Genomic DNA, 17,257 nt, shown 5'->3' on the forward strand with positions numbered 1-17,257 from the left:
TCATATTAAAACTTCAACACACATGAGTTTAATTGAGCGAAGGGCTTCTTCGTTGCACGATCACTTTTCGCTCCGAAACTGCTTTTTTCAATATAATTGCTGGTCAATTGTCCGCTTACCTTTTCAGCGCTCGAATAACTTACCGAACTGTAAACCAGGCATGAATTCAAGCCTCAACCATTAATCTAGTCGGGATACTATGTCGCCTGAGATCCATGCGCCGGTTGTAATGTTATGAAAGCTGGTAATGCAATCGCCCAGACGCCCGCCCTAATTCCTTGTCAGCGTCCACACTGATCCTTTCAGAAAATCTCCCAGCCGCATCAAATAAACACTAAGATAGTGACAATTTCTCCATAACGCTTAATCTACATGCATTTATGAAAATTATTAATGTAATCATACTCATATTAAAGTGAGAACGAACCGCGAAACCACTAATAAACTTCTCAAGGAGCTCGCGAATTCAGCTTAAATCTTACTTAAACCTCTACCCCACATTACGGCTCGCCTTGCATGATAGCGAGCCCTAAAATGCTAACGGTCGGAATGCCGTCGTATACGATCTGATCCTCGCTCAACTCATAATCATCGAACCAGAGAAGATACAGTCCCAAACCAACTCAAACATACGCTATCCACGCACTCACAATCTCAGCCGAAAAACGAACCGGAGTGGATTCGCCCCCTCCCTCAGTGGATCCAGGAATCGCGTAAAGTGAAATTGCTCAACGGTTAAATATCCCTGGAAAGGATAACTAGGTACATAATCTCTCTCTAAATGAAAAAAAAATTTCAAAGGGTAAAAAAATCTAGTTCTAACCCATTGTTCCGCCGTACCCTCAATTCCATTTACAATGCAAATCCATGTTCGTATACCATATCGCCAAATAACTCCGAACGACCGCCGCCGTGACCCTACCCAAATTCAATGCTCCCGACTTGGGCAATGCCCCCTCGACATCGGAAATCATCACCCGACACCTGCGCGATGCCATCGTCGCCGGGCATTTCGCCGAGGATGAACCGATTCGCCAGGACGACATCGCCCGGCAGTTCAACGTCAGCAAGATCCCCGTGCGCGAAGCCCTCAAGCGTCTGGAAGCCGAAGGCCTGGTGATGTTCCAGCGCAATCGCGGGGCGATGGTCACGCGGGTGTCCGATGCGGAACTGGCGCAGATGTTCGAAGTGCGCATGTTGCTCGAAGACAAGGTGCTACGCCTGGCCATCCCGAACATGACCGAAGCCACCTTTGCCCGCGCCGAGAGCATCTGCCAGGAGTTCGTTGGCGAGGATGACGTGGGGCGCTGGGCAGAGCTGAACTGGGAACTGCACGCCTGCCTCTACGAACCGGCGCAACGGCCGTTTCTGGTGGGCCTGATCCGTTCGGTCAACGACAAGCTGGAGCGTTACCTGCGCATGCAGATGAGCCTGTCGGCCGGCAAGGAGCGCGCCGATCACGAACACCGGGAAATCATCGCTGCCTGCCGCGCTGGCGACGTCGACCGGGCGGTGAAGCTGCTCGACGAGCACATTGCCGGCGTCTGCAAGACCCTGTTCGAGCACCTGCCGCACCATCACTGACAGTCATTTGCACTGTGCCGATTTCGTCATCGGCACAGGATAAAACCATCAAGCCGCCCGCGCCCCGCACAAGCCACTCTTGCGTTCACTCATCTGAACGGACGTGGCCTTCATGAAACGCATCACTGTGATTGACTCCCACACCGGCGGCGAACCGACCCGTCTGGTGACCGCCGGTTTCCCCGACCTGGGCAACGGCAGCATGGCCGAACGTCGACAGCAGCTGGCTGAAAAACATGACCATTGGCGCGCCGCCTGCGTGCTCGAACCACGGGGCAGCGATGTGCTGGTCGGCGCATTGTTGTGCGAACCGGTCGACCCGAGTGCCTGCGCCGGGGTGATTTTTTTCAACAACACCGGCTACCTCGGCATGTGCGGCCACGGCACCATCGGCCTGGTGGCCTCGCTGGCGCATCTGGGCAAGATCGGCCCGGGCGTGCACAGCATCGAAACGCCGGTGGGCACGGTGCAGGCGACCCTGCATCCGGACCACTCCGTCAGCGTGCGCAACGTGCCGGCTTACCGCTATCGAAAGGCGGTGGCGTTGCAGGTACCGGGGATTGGTGAGGTGGTCGGTGACATCGCCTGGGGCGGCAACTGGTTTTTCCTCATTGCCGAGCACGGCCTGCGGGTCGCCGGCGACAACCTCGATGCACTGACTGCCTATACCTACGCGGTGCAGCAAGCCCTGGAAGATCAGGGCATTCGCGGTGAAGACGGCGGATTGATCGACCATGTCGAACTGTTCGCCGACGATGCCCAGGCCGACAGCCGCAACTTCGTGCTCTGCCCCGGCAAGGCCTACGACCGTTCACCGTGCGGCACCGGCACCAGCGCCAAACTGGCGTGCCTGGCAGCCGATGACAAATTGCAGCCGGGGCAGATCTGGCGTCAGGCGAGCGTGATCGGCAGCGAGTTCGAGGGCTCGTACGAACTGCAAGGCGAGCGCATCGTGCCGACGATTCGCGGCCGCGCCTTCATCAGCGCCGAGGCCAGCCTGATCATCGAACAGGACGACCCGTTCGCCTGGGGCATTCGCCCGTGACCCAGGGCCAGGCGGCCGATGTGATCGTGATCGGTGCCGGCATCATCGGCGCCGCTTGCGCCCAGGCCCTGGCCCGACGCGGCTTGCGCGTGCTGGTGCTGGACGCCGGCCTGCACGGCGCGACGGCAGCGGGCATGGGGCACTTGCTGGTGCTCGATGACAACCCGGCCGAGCTGGCCTTGAGTCAATATTCGCTGCAACGCTGGCGCGAACTGGGGCCGGACCTGCCCGAGGGTTGCGCGTACCGCAGTAACGGTACCTTGTGGCTGGCGGCCAATGCCGAAGAAATGGCCGTGGCCGAGAGCAAATACCTGAACCTTCAGGCCCAGGGCGTGGCCTGCGAACTGGTCGCCCACCGTGCCTTGCACAGCCGTGAGCCGGCATTACGCGAAGGCCTGGAAGGGGGTTTGCTGATTAACGGCGACGGCATTCTCTACGCCCCGGCGACGGCCCACTGGATGCTCGACAACGCCAACATCGAACAACGGCGGGCACGGGTCAGCGAAGTCGACGGCAACCGCGTGCGCCTCGAAGACGGCCAGTGGCTGCACGCCGAGGCGGTCATTCTGGCCAACGGCATACAGGCCACCGAGCTGTGCCCGGAATTGCCGATCGAACCGAAAAAAGGTCACCTGCTGATCACCGATCGCTACCCCGGCAAGGTCACCCACACGCTGGTGGAACTGGGCTATGTCACCAGTGCCCACAACGCCACGGGGCCGTCGACCGCCTGCAATATCCAGCCGCGACCGACCGGGCAATTGTTCATTGGCGCCTCGCGGCAATTCGGCACAACGGATCCTGAGGTCGAAGGCTGGATGTTGGCGAAAATGCTCAAGCGCGCAATCGAGTACATGCCCGGCCTGGCGCAGCTCAACGGCATCCGAGCCTGGACCGGCTTTCGCGCCGCCAGCCCCGACGGCCTGCCGCTGGTGGGCCAGCACCCGCAACGCAAGGGCCTGTGGCTGGCCGTCGGGCACGAAGGACTCGGGGTCACCACCGCCCCTGGCACGGCGGACTTGCTGGTTGCGCAATTGTTCGGCGAGACATCGCCACTGGCGGCGCAACCCTATCTACCGCAACGTTTTCTCGGAGAGGCCATCCATGCCTGATTTGATCCTGGACGGCTGCGCCCTGCGGGTGGCCGAGGGCACGACTGTCGCAGCCGCACTGGCCCTCGCCGGCGACGGTAGCAGCCGCACCTCGGTCAGCGGGCAGCGACGCGCACCGCTATGCGGCATGGGCATTTGCCAGGAGTGCCGGGTGACCATCAACGGCCGTCGCCGACTGGCCTGCCAGACCCTGTGCGAGAACGACATGCAGGTGCAGACCCGACCATGAATGAATACGCCGACCTGTTGATCATTGGCGCCGGCCCCGCCGGAATGAGCGCCGCCCTCGCCGCCGCTTCCAGTGGCGCGCGCATTGTCCTGCTCGACGACAACCCGCAGTCGGGGGGCAGATCTGGCGCGACGGGCCGCAAGCCAGCCTGCCGAATCAGGCGTGGCAAATGCGTGAGCGCCTGCACGCCTGCAGCAACATTCGCCACCATCCGGGCACTCGGGTGATCGCCCGTTCCGCGCCCAACCAGTTGCTGGTGGAAGACGCTGATCACGGCTGGTTGATCGATTACGACAAGCTGATTCTGTGCACCGGTGCCCGTGAATTGCTGCTGCCCTTCCCCGGCTGGACCTTGCCGGGCGTCACCGGGGCCGGAGGGCTTCAGGCGCTGATCAAGGGTGGTTTGCCGGTGCAGGGCGAACGCCTCGTGATCGCCGGTAGCGGGCCCCTGTTGCTGGCCAGCGCCGCCACTGCGAAACACAACGGTGCCCAGGTGCTGCGCATCGCCGAACAAGCTGCTTTGGGGGCCGTCATCCGGTTCGCCCTGCAACTGCCACGCTGGCCGGGCAAGTGGCTGCAGTCCTTTAGCCTGTTCGACCGCGAGTACCGCACGGGTACGCACGTCGTCGAGGCGTTGGGCAATCAACGGTTGGAGGCCGTGCGCTTGCGCCAGCAAGGCAAAATCGTCGAGCTGGCCTGTGATCGTCTGGCCTGTGGTTTCGGCCTGATTCCCAACACACAGCTTGGCCAGGCGCTGGGTTGCGAACTGGCCGGTTCGGCGCTCGCAGTCGATGCCTGGCAAGCGACGAGTGTGGCCAATCACTTTGCGGCCGGGGAATGCACCGGGTTTGGTGGCAGCGAACTGGCGTTGGTGGAAGGGGCTATCGCCGGGCACGCGGCTGTCGGTAACACCGTGGCGGCCCGACAGCTGTGGCCGCGTCGGGCGCGTTGGCAGGGTTTTGCCGGGGCGTTGAATCGTGCATTCGGGCTTGATCCGCAGCTCAAGACTTTGGCGCGGGAGGATACGCTGGTCTGTCGTTGTGAAGATGTGCCCTACTCCGCCATCGCCGGGCACACTGATTGGCGTGGTGCCAAGTTGGCCAGTCGATGCGGCATGGGAGCGTGTCAGGGGCGGGTTTGTGGGGGGCGTTGCAGTATTTGTTTGACTGGCAACCTTCGGCGCCGAGGCCGCCGTTCAGTCCGGCTCGAATTGAAACGTTGTTGTGTGTGGATGATGCGCCGCCGGTTTGAAGGTTTGATGGTGTTTTCTGTGGGAGCGAGCCTGCTCGCGATGGCGCCCTCCTTGTCGAGTACATATCCATTTTTTTGGTAACGGCCACTTAAGGTTCCGCCCTGACGGCGGGTTACTTGGAAAAGCGCCAAGTAACCAAGCGCTTTGATCCCCTGACGTACGGCCCTTCGCTTAGGCTCAGGGTTCCCTCGCTCCGGTATTCATCCGGGGGCATCGCCTCCGGTTTGCTGCGCTGCACCTCCTCTCGATGTGTGCGGCTGCGCCGCACGGCGCTGCGCGCCTTACCCCCGGATGAACACCTCCACTCGGCCTTCCGACGGGGCAGGTCAACATCAAAAGCGAGGCGGCCTACCGGCCGGCCTGTCAATTGAAGCGCACACATCCCCCTGTAGGAGCGAGCCTGCTCGCGATGGACGACGGGACACCGCGGGGTGTCAGGCGGCCAGCGTTATCGTTGACGACCATCGCGAGCAGGCTCGCTCCTACAGGGGATTGGGGTACATCTGGAAGACATTGGTCGGCTGACAGGCCGCCATCGCTGGCGAGCCAGCACCCACAGGTATGCGCCCATTTGGGGAACTGTGTAGGAGCTGTCGAGTGGAACGAGGCTGCGATCTTTTGATTTTGTTTTTAAAAGCAAGATCAAAAGATCGCAGCCTTCGGCAGCTCCTACACAAAAGCGCGCCGACAAGCAGGTCGAGTGTCAGCTCGCCTCGACGGCTTTTGATTTTGATCTGCCCCGTCGGAAGGCTGAGTGGAGGTGTTCATCCGGGGGTAAGGCGCGTAGCGCCGTGCGGCGAAGCCGCACACATCGAGAGGAGGTGCAGCGAAGCAAACCGGAGGCGATGCCCCCGGATGAATGCCGGAGCGAGGGAAGGCCGAGCCTAAGCGAGGCACCGTACGTCAGGGGATCAAGCGTTTGGTTACTTTGCGCTCTTCAAAGTAACCCGCCGTAAGGGCGGAACCATAAGCAGCCGTTACCGCAGCAACGGATATGTACTCAGTCAAACAAGCCAAGGTTCCGGCCAAGCCCGCAAGACTTTATGATCCCACTGTCCCCCCAAGGCCCCACCCCCATGTTCCCGTCACTCAACGCCTTCAAACCCTGTGACCTGCCCACCCTGCTCAGCAGCCTGCAGCCCATCGCAACGCTGCTCGATACCCTGTCGGACGTGGCGTTCTTCATCAAGGACACCCAGGCCCGCTACATCTTCGTCAACCAGACCCTGGCCTTGCGCTGCGGCTTCAAACGCAGCGAACAACTGCTGGGCCTGACCGCCGACCAGGTGTTCCCCGCACGCTTCGGCCCGCTGTACACCGAACAGGATCGCCGCGTGCTGTCCACCGGCCGCGAACTGTCCGATCAGCTGGAGCTGCACCTGTATCTGGGCAACCAGCCGGTCTGGTGCCTGACCCATAAACTCGCGCTGCAGGATGATCAAGGGCGCATCGTTGGCCTGGCCGGGATCTCGCGGGATCTGCAATTGCCCCAGTCCAATCACCCCGCTTTCCAGAAACTCGCCGCGGTGGACGCGCATATCCGGCGCTATTTCGCCCGGCCGATCAGCCTGGCCGAACTGACGGCGATTGCCGGGTTTTCCGTGGCGCAACTGGAGCGCCATTGCAAACGGGTGTTCCAGCTCACCCCACGGCAGATGATCCACAAGGCCCGCCTCGAAGAAGGCTCGCAGCTGTTGCTGGACACCGACCTGCCCATCACCGAAATCGCCCTGCGCTGCGGTTACACCGACCACAGTGCATTCAGCCGTCAGTTCCGCGCCCTCACCAGCCTGTCGCCCAGCCAGTACCGCGAAGGTCGTCGCTGAAATGTTCCGTTAAGGGGCGCTTCACACGCGCCCTGCTCCCTTCCGTAACACCCCGCGTTTCACGCCATCGCGCCTCTTCTTTTGTTGCCTTGCCCTGAACCGCCCTGACTCAAGGGCTGACGGGAATTTCAGCGGAAAAAGAAATATCGGCACGCTCATTGCTATCAACTAATATCGTATACGAAATCCTCAATACGATATCTAACAGCACTTTCCAACAACGAGGCCTCTATGAAAAACCCCGCATTTGCCGTAGCCCTCAGCGCTGTTCTCAGTACTTCCTTCATCGCCACCGCCCACGCCGACAAGCTCGACGACATCATCGGTTCGGGCAAGCTGCGCTGCGCCGTGACCCTGGACTTCCCGCCCATGGGCTTCCGTGATGCGAGCAACAGCCCGGCCGGTTTCGACGTGGACTATTGCAATGACCTGGCGAAGATCCTGGGCGTGGAGGCCGAAGTGGTGGAAACGCCGTTCCCCGACCGCATCCCGGCGCTGATTTCCGGGCGCGCCGACGTGATCGTTGCCTCCACCTCTGACACCCTCGAACGGGCCAAGACCGTTGGCCTGACCGTGCCTTACTTCGCCTTCCAGATGGTGGTGCTGACCCGCGACAACACCGGCATCAACAATTTCAGCGACCTCAAGGGCAAGGCCCTGGGCAACACCAGCGGCACCTTTGAAGCCATCGCCCTGGAAGCCGATGTGAAGAAATGGGGCAGCGGTTCATTCCGCGCTTATCAATCGCAAAACGACACGCTTCTGGCGGTGGCCCAGGGTCACATCGACGCCACGGTGGTGACCAATACCGTGGCCGCCGCAACGATCAAGTCGGGCAAATACAAAAACCTCAAAGTCGCCGGTAACGCGCCGTACACCATCGACTATGTGTCCCTGGGCGCCAAGCGCAGCGAGTACGGTCTGCTCAACTACCTCAACCTGTTCGTCAACCAGCAGGTGCGCAGCGGTCGCTACAACGAGTTGTTCACCAAATGGGTCGGCACCGAAATCCCGCCGACCGACCTGACCGTGCCGAAGGTCTACTACTGAGATGTCCGGCATGTCTGGATCCATGCTCACCGGTCGTAGCCTGGTGGCGGGCTGTGCCCAGGGTGAACTGTTGTTCGCCGATGTGGGCTTGAGCTTCTGGGGTGGCGTCGACTCCCGCAGTGGCGAGGTCATCGACCGTCACCATTGCCTGAGTGGCCAATACCTGGCCGGTCGTGTGCTGGCGATCCCCAGCGGTCGTGGCTCCTGTACCGGCAGCAGTGTGCTGATGGAACTGATCAGCAACGGTCATGCACCGGCCGCGCTGGTACTGGCCGAGGCCGATGAGATCCTGACCCTGGGCGTGCTGGTGGCACAGACCATTTTCGAGCGTTCCCTGCCGGTGCTGTGCATCGGCCGGGAGGCCTTCGCTGCCTTGCGCGGCGGGGCCTTTGCCCGTGTGGAAAATGCGTCGGTGCGGGTCTTCGATCGGGTGCCTGTCGATACCTGGCAGGCGGCCGACACGCCGCTGGATAGCAGCGACATCCCCCATCACATCGAGCTCAGTGAATTCGACCGCGCGCTACTCGATGGCGAACATGGCAAGGCCGCGCAGATGGCGATGCAGATCGTCCTGCGCATGGCGCAAATCCAGGGCGCGCCGCGTCTGGTGGATGTCACCCAGGCCCACATCGATGGCTGCATTTACACCGGCCCCGCGAGCCTGCGCTTTGCCGAACAACTGGTGCAGTGGGGCGCGAAGGTTCGCGTACCCACCACCCTCAATTCGATCTCCGTCGACCAGCGTCGCTGGCGCGAGTTGGGCATCGACCCGGCGCTCGGCGAACCGGCCAGTGCCTTGGGCGATGCCTACATGGCGATGGGCGCACAGCTGAGTTTCACCTGCGCGCCCTACTTGCTCGACAGCGCACCGAAGGCTGGCGAGCAGATCGTCTGGGCCGAATCTAACGCGGTGGTCTACGCCAACAGTGTGCTCGGCGCACGCACCCTCAAGTACCCGGACTACCTGGATATCTGCATCGCCCTGACCGGCCGTGCGCCCCTGATCGGCTGTCACCTGGACGCCCAACGCAAGGCGCAACTGCTGATTGAATTACCGCCGTTGAGTGATCTTGATGATGCTTTCTATCCCTTGCTCGGCTACCACATCGGCACCCTCACCGGCAGCCGGATCCCACTGGTATTGGGATTGGAAAAACAGCAGCCGGACCTCGACGACCTGAAAGCTTTCGGCGCAGCGTTTGCCACCACCTCCGCCGCGCCGCTGTTCCACATCGCCGGGGTCACTCCCGAAGCACTTGACCCCTCGAAAGTGCTGGAACCGGACACCGAATTGCCGGTGCAAAGGATCCACCTGGAGGACCTGTTGCTCAGTTGGCGCGAACTCAACAGCGCCCGGGACAACCGGGTGGATGCGGTCACGTTGGGCAACCCGCATTTCTCCCTCGGCGAATTCGCCCACCTGGCGCGCCTGTGCCGTGGCCGGCGCAAGCATCCGCAGGTGGTGCTCGCCATCACCTGCGGTCGTGCAGTGCTGGAACAGGCGCGCGCCGCCGGGCACCTCGACGAGATCGAAACCTTTGGCGCCACGCTGGTGACCGACACCTGCTGGTGCATGCTCGGCGAGCCGGTGATCCCGCCGGCCGCCACCACCTTGATGACCAACTCGGGCAAGTACGCCCATTACGCACCGGGACTGGTGGGGCGCAGCGTGCACTTCGCCAGCCTTGCCGAATGCGTCGATGCCGCCTGCACTGGCGTTGCCAGCGGGCGACTGCCGACCTGGTTGCACCCTGCCCTGCCGATGGAGACCCCTGCGAATGTTTGATTACACCTTCCAGTGGCGCGCGACCCTGCGCGCCTTGCCGGACATGCTCGCCGGCGCCTGGGTCACGTTCGAGACCGCCGCGCTGTCGATGATTTTCGGCGTGCTGATCGCCCTGGCGCTGACGGTCATGCGAGAAACCAAAAACCCGCTGTTGCGCGGCATCGGCAACGGCTGGGTGTCGATTGCCCGCAACACGCCGTCGCTGTTCCAGATCTACGTGCTGTATTTCGGCCTGGGCTCGATGGGCCTGCATGTCAGCTCGTGGTTCGCCCTGCTGGCCGGGATCACCTTCAACAACGCCGGCTACCTGGCGGAAAACTTTCGCGGCGGGCTCAAGGCCGTGCCCGGCACCCAGGTGCGGGCCGCGCGCTCGCTGGGCATGAGCGCCTTCCAGGCCTACCGGATGATCGTCGTCCCACAGCTGTTGCGGATCGTCTTTTACCCGTTGAGCAACCAGATGGTCTGGGCGGTACTGATGACCTCGCTGGGGGTGATTGTCGGGCTCAACAACGACCTCACGGGCGTGACCCAGGATTACAACGTCAAGACCTTCCGCTCCTTCGAATATTTCACCATCGCCGCGGTGCTGTACTACCTGATCGCCAAGGCCATCGTCGCGACGGCCCGGCTGATGGCCTGGCGGCTGTTCCGTTACTGAGGACGTGACCTATGTTTTCCACCAGCTTTTCCTGGAACGATCTGCTGTTCCTGCTCAACGGCGCCTGGGTCACGCTGCAACTGACCTGCTGGGCGATCCTGCTCGGCACGCTCGTGGGGCTGCTGTTCGGTTTGCTGCGCGCGCTGTTGCCACGACTGACCCTGCCGCTGGCCTGGGTGCTGGACGTGTTTCGCAGCGTGCCGCTGCTGATCCAGTTCGTGCTGTTCAACTCGCTCAAGAGCATCGTCGGCCTGAACATCAGCGCCTTCAGCGTCGGTTGCATCGTGCTCGGGGTGTACGCCGCCGCGTACTTCACCGAGATCGTGCGTGGCGGCGTGCTCTCGGTACCGCCCACCCTGCGCCGGGCCAGTCGATCGCTGGGCCTGAGTTTCTTCCAGGACCTGCGCTGGATCGTCCTGCCGATCGCCACCCGCGTGGCTTTCCCCGGCTGGCTGAACCTGGTCCTGGGTGTGATGAAAGACACTGCGCTGGTGATGTGGATCGGCATCGTCGAACTGCTGCGCGCCTCGCAAACCATCGTGACCCGCATTCAGGAACCGTTGCTGGTGCTGTGCGTGGCGGGCCTCATCTACTACGTCATGAGCCTGGTGGTCGCACGCCTCGGCGCTCGTCTGGAAAGAAGGTGGCAAGAAAATGATTGAGATCGAAAACGTACACAAATCCTTCGGCGACCTGGATGTGGTCAAGGGGGTCAGCCTGACGGTGGACAAGGGCGAAGTGGTCTCCATTATCGGCGGCTCCGGCTCAGGCAAGTCGACTCTGCTGATGTGCATCAACGGCCTGGAGCCGATCCAGAAAGGCAACATCCGCGTGGACGGCGTCGAGGTGCACCAGCGCGGCACCGACCTCAATCGCCTGCGGCAACGGATCGGCATCGTGTTCCAGCAGTGGAACGCCTTCCCGCACCTGACCGTGCTGGAAAACGTGATGTTGGCGCCGCGCAAGGTGCTGGGCAAGAGCAAGGCCGAGGCCGAGGAACTGGCGGTGCAACAACTGACCCACGTCGGACTTGGCGACAAGCTCAAGGTGTTCCCCGGCAAACTCTCCGGCGGCCAGCAACAGCGCATGGCCATCGCCCGCGCCCTGGCCATGTCACCGGACTACATGCTGTTCGACGAAGCCACCTCGGCCCTCGACCCGCAACTGGTCGGCGAAGTGCTGGACACCATGCGCATGCTCGCCGAAGACGGCATGACCATGGTGCTGGTGACCCACGAGATCCGCTTCGCCCGGGACGTGTCCGACCGCGTGGCGTTCTTTCGCAATGGCCTGGTGCACGAGATCGGCTCGCCGGATCAGGTGATTGGTAATCCGTTGCAGGCCGAGACGGCGGCGTTTTTGAAGTCGGTGAAATAACTGATGGCCCCATCGCGAGCAGGCTCGCTCCTACAGGGGATTTTCCGTGCACCAGAGATCCAGTGTGGGAGCGAGCCTGCTCGCAATGAGGCCCGCACAGACAACACAAGGAGGGAACAATGCGCTCATCGAAAGTAATCCACGTCGTCAGCTGCCACGCCGAAGGTGAAGTCGGCGATGTCATTGTCGGGGGTGTCGCCCCACCACCCGGCGCCACCGTGTGGGAACAATCGCGCTGGATCGCGCGGGACGAAACCCTGCGCAACTTCGTGCTCAACGAACCCCGTGGCGGGGTGTTCCGCCACGTCAACCTGCTGGTGCCGGCCAAGGACCCGCGGGCACAGATGGCCTGGATCATCATGGAACCGGCGGACACCCCGCCGATGTCCGGCTCCAATTCATTGTGCGTGGCCACCGTGCTGCTCGACACCGGCATCCTGCCGATGACCGAGCCGCAAACCCGGCTGGTGCTTGAAGCTCCCGGTGGCCTGATCGAGGCCGTGGCCGATTGTCGTGACGGCAAGGTCCAGCGGGTGGAAGTGAAGAACGTGCCCTCCTTCGCCGATCGCCTGGACGCGTGGATCGAAGTGGAAGGTCTGGGCTCGCTCAAGGTCGACACTGCCTATGGCGGCGACAGTTTCGTGATCGCCGACGCCAAGGGCCTGGGCTTTTCCATCCGCCCCGATGAGGCCGCCGATCTGGTGGCGGTCGGGCTGAAAATCACCCGCGCGGCCAATGAACAGTTGGGCTTCACCCATCCGCTGAACCCCGAGTGGTCGCACATCTCCTTCTGCCAGATTGCGGCGCCCGTCGAGTATGAAAACGGCATCGCCACCGGCGCCAATGCGGTGGTGATCCAACCGGGCAAGATCGACCGCTCGCCGACCGGCACGGGTTGCTCGGCGCGCATGGCGGTATTGCAGGCCAAGGGATTGATGCAGGTGGGTGAACGCTTCATTGGTCGTTCGATCATCGGTTCGGAGTTTCACTGCCGCATTGACTCGCTGACCGAAGTGGCCGGCCGCCCCGCCATCTACCCCTGCATTTCCGGCCGGGCCTGGATCACCGGCACTCACCAGTTGCTGCTCGATCCGAGCGATCCATGGCCACAAGGTTATCGACTGTCCGACACCTGGCCCGGAGCCTGAACACATCCGGTGTGAAGTTACGCTCGCGAACACCCAGACCAACGGCTGATAAAAACCCCGAAAACCCAAAAAAAGAACTCGCCAATTTTTGTCATTTTAAATATCGTATACGAAATACAATAAACAACCCCGGAGGCAACAATGAGCAAGCGTATTAACTGGAGTGGCGTCTTCCCCGCGGTCACCACTCAATTCAACGATGACTTTTCCATCAACCTGGACAAGACCCACCAGGTGATTTCCAACGTCATTCGTGACGGCGTCTCGGGCCTGGTGGTGTGCGGTTCGGTCGGCGAGAACACCTCGCTGACCGCCGAAGAAAAAATCGCCGTGACCGAAGTCGCGGTCGATGCCTCCCGTGGCCGGGTGCCGGTAATTTGCGGCGTGGCCGAGTTCACCAGCGTGCAAGCGGCCAAGGTGGCCAACGCCGTGCGCAAGGTCGGGGTTGATGGCGTGATGCTGATGCCGGCGCTGGTGTACGGCTCCAAGCCGTTTGAAACCGCCGAGCACTACCGCTACGTGGCGAAGAACGCCGACGTGCCGCTGATGGTCTACAACAACCCGCCGATCTATAAAAACGACGTCACCCCGGACATCCTGATTTCCCTGGCCGACTGCGACAACGTGGTGTGCTTCAAGGACTCCTCCGGTGACACCCGTCGCTTCATCGACGTGCGCAATGAAGTGGGTGATCGTTTCGTGCTGTTCGCGGGCCTGGACGACGTGGTGCTCGAAAGCATCGCCGTGGGCGCCGAAGGCTGGGTGTCGGGCATGTCCAACGTGTTCCCCAAGGAAGGCGAAACCATCTTCCGCCTGGCCAAGGCCGGACGCTTTGCCGAAGCCATGCCGATCTACGAATGGCTGATGCCGATCCTGCACCTCGATGCCCGTGCCGACCTGGTGCAGTGCATCAAGCTGTGCGAAGCCATCGCCGGTCGCGGCAGCGCGCTGACCCGCCCACCACGCCTGGCCCTGCCGGAAGCCGATCGGGTGTTCGTCGAGCAGATCATGGCCAAGGCCCTGGCCAACCGTCCGCAACTGCCGGACGTCGGTCTCTGAGTGATTGCCGGGCGGGTCTTCGCGGACCCGGCCCGGCTGCCTGTTTTTGCGCCTCTACAGGAAACGTCAGCATGTCCAACACTCAACACCCGCAAAGCGCAACCACACCCTCGGGACTCAAGCGTGTCGTGGCCGCCGCCATGGCTGGCACCGTCGCCGAATGGTATGAATTCTTCCTTTATGGCACCGCCTCGGCCCTGGTCTTCGGCCAGTTGTTCTTCCGCCAGACCGGCAGTGCCATCGACGGCATCATCGCCGCCTTCGCCCTGTATGCCGTGGGCTTTCTCGCCCGTCCTTTGGGTGGCCTGGTGTTCGGTCACTACGGCGACAAGTTCGGCCGCAAGCGCCTGCTGCAACTGAGCCTGGTGGTGGTCGGCATCACCACGTTCCTGATGGGCTGCCTGCCCGGCTTCAACCAGATCGGCTACGCCGCGCCGGTGTTGCTGGTGCTGCTGCGACTGATCCAGGGCTTCGCCTTCGGTGGCGAATGGGGCGGTGCGATTCTGCTGGTATCCGAGCATTGCCCGGACAACCGTCGCGGCTTCTGGGCCAGTTGGCCACAGGCCGGCGTACCGGCGGGCAATCTGGTGGCGACGGTGGCGTTGCTGCTGTTGTCGTCGAACCTGTCGGAGGAGCAATTCCTCGCCTGGGGCTGGCGCGTGGCGTTCTGGTTCTCGGCCGTGGTGGTCTTGATCGGCTACTGGATTCGCACCAGCGTCGATGACGCCCCCATCTTCAAACAGGCCCAGGCCCGTCAATCACAGGTGCGCGAGCAACAACTGGGGGTGGTCGAAGTGCTGCGCCATCACTGGCGCTCGGTGCTGGTGGGGATCGGCGCGCGGTTTGCAGAGAACATCCTCTACTACACCGTCGTCACCTTCTCGATCACCTACCTCAAGCTGGTGGTGAACAAGGACACCTCGGAAATCCTGCTGCTGATGTTCGGCGCCCACCTGCTGCACTTCTTCATGATTCCGCTGATGGGGTATCTGTCGGATCTGGTCGGGCGCAAGCCGGTGTATCTGGTCGGCGCGGTGCTCACGGCGTTCTGGGGCTTCGTCGGCTTTCCCATGATGGACACCGGCAACGCCTGGCTGATCATGGCCGCCATCACCCTGGGCCTGGCCATCGAGTCCATGACCTATGCGCCCTACTCGGCGCTGATGGCCGAAATGTTCCCGACCCATGTGCGCTACACCGCGTTATCACTGTGCTACCAGGTGGCGCCGATTTTCGCCGGCTCACTCGCGCCGCTGATTGCGATCACCCTGCTCAACAAGTACCACAGCTCGACACCGATCGCGCTCTACCTGGTCGGCGCTTCGCTGATCTCCATCGTCGCCGTCGGCCTGACCCGGGAAACCCGTGGCAAGTCGCTGCATCAGGTCGACAGCGAAGCCGCCGCCCGCGTCGCCGCGCAAACCGGTGCCGAGCCGATTGCCGCGCGCCGTGGCGATTCGCTGGCCTGACCTGCGTCCCTGCAGACACCGACATGTCGGCGCCTGCAGGCCTCCCGCCTCTTCATATTCCGTCAGGAGTTTTTCATGCCCGAGATCATCGGACACAACTACATTGGCGGCGCGCGCAGCGCTGCTGGCACGGTCGCCCTTCGTAGCTTTGATGCCGTCAGCGGTGAAGCGCTGCCCTGGTCGTTCACGCAGGCAACGATGGGAGAAGTCGACGCTGCGGCCCTCGCCGCCGCAGACGCCTATCCGATATTCCGCGCCCTTGCGGCCAGTCGCCGTGCCGAGTTTCTCGAGGCCATCGCCACGCAACTGGAGGCGCTGGACGACGGCTTCGTGACTCTTGTGACCCGCGAGACCGCACTGCCCAACACGCGCATCCAGGGTGAACGCGCACGCACCGCCAACCAGATGCGCCTGTTTGCCCAGGTGCTGCGTCGCGGTGATTTTTATGGCGCGCGCATCGACCGCGCCCTGCCCGAGCGCCAGCCGCTGCCACGGGTGGATCTGCGTCAATACCGGATTGGCGTCGGGCCGGTGGCGGTGTTCGGTGCGAGCAACTTTCCGCTGGCTTTCTCCACCGCCGGTGGCGATACCGCCGCCGCGCTGGCCGCTAGTTGCCCGGTGGTGTTCAAGGCGCACAGCGGGCACATGGCGACTGCCGAGCAGGTGGCCGATGCGATCATCCGCGCCGCCGAGCAAACCGGCATGCCCAAGGGCGTGTTCAACATGATCTACGGTGCGGGCGTTGGCGAAGCCTTGGTCAAGCATCCGGCGATTCAGGCCGTGGGTTTTACCGGTTCGCTCAAGGGTGGTCGCGCGTTGTGCGACATGGCCGCCGCGAGGCCGCAGCCGATCCCGGTGTTTGCGGAGATGAGCAGCATCAATCCGGTGGTGGTGTTGCCCGAAGCGTTGCAGCTGCGTGGCGAGAAAATTGCCGGCGAACTCACCGCCTCCGTGGTGCTCGGCTGTGGCCAGTTCTGTACCAATCCGGGCCTGGTGATTGGCATTCGCTCGCCCGCCTTCAATGCGTTTACTGAATCGCTGAGCGCACTGATGGCCGACCAACCGGCACAGACCATGCTCAATCGCGGCACGCTCGCCAGCTATGCCAAGGGCGTGCAGGCCTTGCGCGCGCAACCGGGCGTCGAGCATCTGGCCGGACGCGAGCAACAAGGCACGCAGGCGCAACCGCAACTGTTCAAGGCCGACGTCAGCCTGCTGTTTGAGGGCAATCCGCTGTTGCAGGAAGAAGTGTTCGGACCGGCGACGGTGCTGGTGGAGGTCGCCGACGAGGCCGAGCTGTATCGGGCGCTGCACAGCCTGCACGGGCAACTCACCGCGACGCTGATCGCCGAGGCCGGGGACCTGCAACAACACGCCGGACTGCTGCCGCTGCTGGAACAGAAAGTCGGCCGGGTGCTGTTCAATGGCTACCCCACCGGCGTCGAAGTCTGCGATGCCATGGTGCATGGCGGGCCTTATCCGGCGACGTCCGATGCCCGTGGCACGTCGGTCGGCAGCCTGGCCATCGAGCGCTTCCTGCGCCCGGTGTGTTACCAGAACTGCCCTGATGCGCTGTTGCCCGATCCGTTGAAAAATGCCAATCCGCTGGGCATTTCGCGGTTGGTGGATGGCGTGAGCCAGCGCGATCCGCTGTAATGAAAA

The 17,257-nt window shown here is 62.4% G+C and carries 14 protein-coding genes and 1 pseudogene; all 15 read left to right on the top strand.

Going from position 1 to position 17,257, the window contains the following annotated elements; translation table 11 throughout:
• Positions 1–912 precede the first annotated feature (912 nt).
• The 15 genes and pseudogenes from DKY63_RS09595 (at position 913) to DKY63_RS09665 (ending at position 17,251) form a co-directional block, all read left to right on the top strand.
• Positions 913–1,584 carry a GntR family transcriptional regulator gene (locus DKY63_RS09595; RefSeq protein ID WP_110963867.1) on the top strand — a complete coding sequence of 224 codons (672 nt, stop codon included), beginning with the start codon at positions 913–915 and terminating at the stop codon, positions 1,582–1,584.
• A gap of 112 nt (positions 1,585–1,696) precedes the next feature.
• A complete protein-coding gene (locus DKY63_RS09600) occupies positions 1,697–2,629 on the top strand; it encodes a 4-hydroxyproline epimerase (protein WP_110963868.1) in 933 nt (310 codons plus the stop codon).
• Complete coding sequence (locus DKY63_RS09605; protein ID WP_110963869.1) at positions 2,626–3,741, top strand: NAD(P)/FAD-dependent oxidoreductase; 1,116 nt, start codon at positions 2,626–2,628, stop codon at positions 3,739–3,741. The genes DKY63_RS09600 and DKY63_RS09605 overlap by 4 nt, the downstream gene beginning before the upstream one ends.
• Complete coding sequence (locus DKY63_RS09610; protein ID WP_110963870.1) at positions 3,734–3,970, top strand: 2Fe-2S iron-sulfur cluster-binding protein; 237 nt, start codon at positions 3,734–3,736, stop codon at positions 3,968–3,970. The genes DKY63_RS09605 and DKY63_RS09610 overlap by 8 nt, the downstream gene beginning before the upstream one ends.
• Positions 3,967–5,221, top strand: a pseudogene (locus DKY63_RS09615) (FAD-dependent oxidoreductase). The gene DKY63_RS09610 and the pseudogene DKY63_RS09615 overlap by 4 nt, the downstream one beginning before the upstream one ends.
• A gap of 1,077 nt (positions 5,222–6,298) precedes the next feature.
• A complete protein-coding gene (locus DKY63_RS09620) occupies positions 6,299–7,048 on the top strand; it encodes an AraC family transcriptional regulator (RefSeq protein ID WP_110963871.1) in 750 nt (249 codons plus the stop codon).
• A gap of 231 nt (positions 7,049–7,279) precedes the next feature.
• Positions 7,280–8,098, top strand: coding sequence for a transporter substrate-binding domain-containing protein (locus DKY63_RS09625; protein ID WP_110963872.1), 819 nt, complete (start codon positions 7,280–7,282; stop codon positions 8,096–8,098).
• Positions 8,099–8,108: 10 nt separating this feature from the next.
• Positions 8,109–9,884, top strand: coding sequence for an aconitase X (locus DKY63_RS09630; RefSeq protein ID WP_110967894.1), 1,776 nt, complete (start codon positions 8,109–8,111; stop codon positions 9,882–9,884).
• A complete protein-coding gene (locus tag DKY63_RS09635) occupies positions 9,877–10,542 on the top strand; it encodes an amino acid ABC transporter permease (protein WP_110963873.1) in 666 nt (221 codons plus the stop codon). Before DKY63_RS09630 ends, DKY63_RS09635 begins: the two co-directional genes overlap by 8 nt.
• 11 nt (positions 10,543–10,553) lie before the next feature.
• On the top strand, positions 10,554–11,204 hold the full coding sequence (locus tag DKY63_RS09640; protein ID WP_110963874.1) for an amino acid ABC transporter permease: 651 nt from the start codon (positions 10,554–10,556) through the stop codon (positions 11,202–11,204).
• Positions 11,197–11,919 carry an amino acid ABC transporter ATP-binding protein gene (locus DKY63_RS09645; protein WP_110963875.1) on the top strand — a complete coding sequence of 241 codons (723 nt, stop codon included), beginning with the start codon at positions 11,197–11,199 and terminating at the stop codon, positions 11,917–11,919. The genes DKY63_RS09640 and DKY63_RS09645 overlap by 8 nt, the downstream gene beginning before the upstream one ends.
• 119 nt (positions 11,920–12,038) lie before the next feature.
• On the top strand, positions 12,039–13,067 hold the full coding sequence (locus DKY63_RS09650) for a trans-3-hydroxy-L-proline dehydratase (protein ID WP_110963876.1): 1,029 nt from the start codon (positions 12,039–12,041) through the stop codon (positions 13,065–13,067).
• 141 nt (positions 13,068–13,208) lie between these two features.
• Positions 13,209–14,126, top strand: a complete 918-nt coding sequence (locus tag DKY63_RS09655; protein WP_007944309.1) for a dihydrodipicolinate synthase family protein — start codon at positions 13,209–13,211, stop codon at positions 14,124–14,126.
• A gap of 71 nt (positions 14,127–14,197) precedes the next feature.
• Positions 14,198–15,595: a fosfomycin efflux MFS transporter AbaF gene (gene abaF, locus DKY63_RS09660; protein ID WP_110963877.1), complete on the top strand. Its 1,398-nt coding sequence runs from the start codon at positions 14,198–14,200 to the stop codon at positions 15,593–15,595.
• A gap of 75 nt (positions 15,596–15,670) precedes the next feature.
• On the top strand, positions 15,671–17,251 hold the full coding sequence (locus tag DKY63_RS09665) for an aldehyde dehydrogenase (NADP(+)) (RefSeq protein WP_110963878.1): 1,581 nt from the start codon (positions 15,671–15,673) through the stop codon (positions 17,249–17,251).
• Positions 17,252–17,257: the final 6 nt, after the last annotated feature.

It is taken from the genome of Pseudomonas putida, from assembly GCF_003228315.1.
Classification (GTDB): domain Bacteria; phylum Pseudomonadota; class Gammaproteobacteria; order Pseudomonadales; family Pseudomonadaceae; genus Aquipseudomonas; species Aquipseudomonas putida_S.

Excerpts from the sequence above, each read along its gene's own strand:
- DKY63_RS09600 (WP_110963868.1), top strand. The coding sequence starts at position 1,697 with ATGAAACGCATCACTGTGATTGACTCCCACACCGGCGGCGAACCGACC.
- DKY63_RS09610 (WP_110963870.1), top strand. The coding sequence starts at position 3,734 with ATGCCTGATTTGATCCTGGACGGCTGCGCCCTGCGGGTGGCCGAGGGC.
- DKY63_RS09620 (WP_110963871.1), top strand. The coding sequence starts at position 6,299 with ATGTTCCCGTCACTCAACGCCTTCAAACCCTGTGACCTGCCCACCCTG.
- DKY63_RS09625 (WP_110963872.1), top strand. The coding sequence starts at position 7,280 with ATGAAAAACCCCGCATTTGCCGTAGCCCTCAGCGCTGTTCTCAGTACT.
- DKY63_RS09630 (WP_110967894.1), top strand. The coding sequence starts at position 8,109 with ATGTCTGGATCCATGCTCACCGGTCGTAGCCTGGTGGCGGGCTGTGCC.
- DKY63_RS09635 (WP_110963873.1), top strand. The coding sequence starts at position 9,877 with ATGTTTGATTACACCTTCCAGTGGCGCGCGACCCTGCGCGCCTTGCCG.
- DKY63_RS09640 (WP_110963874.1), top strand. The coding sequence starts at position 10,554 with ATGTTTTCCACCAGCTTTTCCTGGAACGATCTGCTGTTCCTGCTCAAC.
- DKY63_RS09645 (WP_110963875.1), top strand. The coding sequence starts at position 11,197 with ATGATTGAGATCGAAAACGTACACAAATCCTTCGGCGACCTGGATGTG.
- DKY63_RS09650 (WP_110963876.1), top strand. The coding sequence starts at position 12,039 with ATGCGCTCATCGAAAGTAATCCACGTCGTCAGCTGCCACGCCGAAGGT.
- DKY63_RS09655 (WP_007944309.1), top strand. The coding sequence starts at position 13,209 with ATGAGCAAGCGTATTAACTGGAGTGGCGTCTTCCCCGCGGTCACCACT.
- abaF (WP_110963877.1), top strand. The coding sequence starts at position 14,198 with ATGTCCAACACTCAACACCCGCAAAGCGCAACCACACCCTCGGGACTC.
- DKY63_RS09665 (WP_110963878.1), top strand. The coding sequence starts at position 15,671 with ATGCCCGAGATCATCGGACACAACTACATTGGCGGCGCGCGCAGCGCT.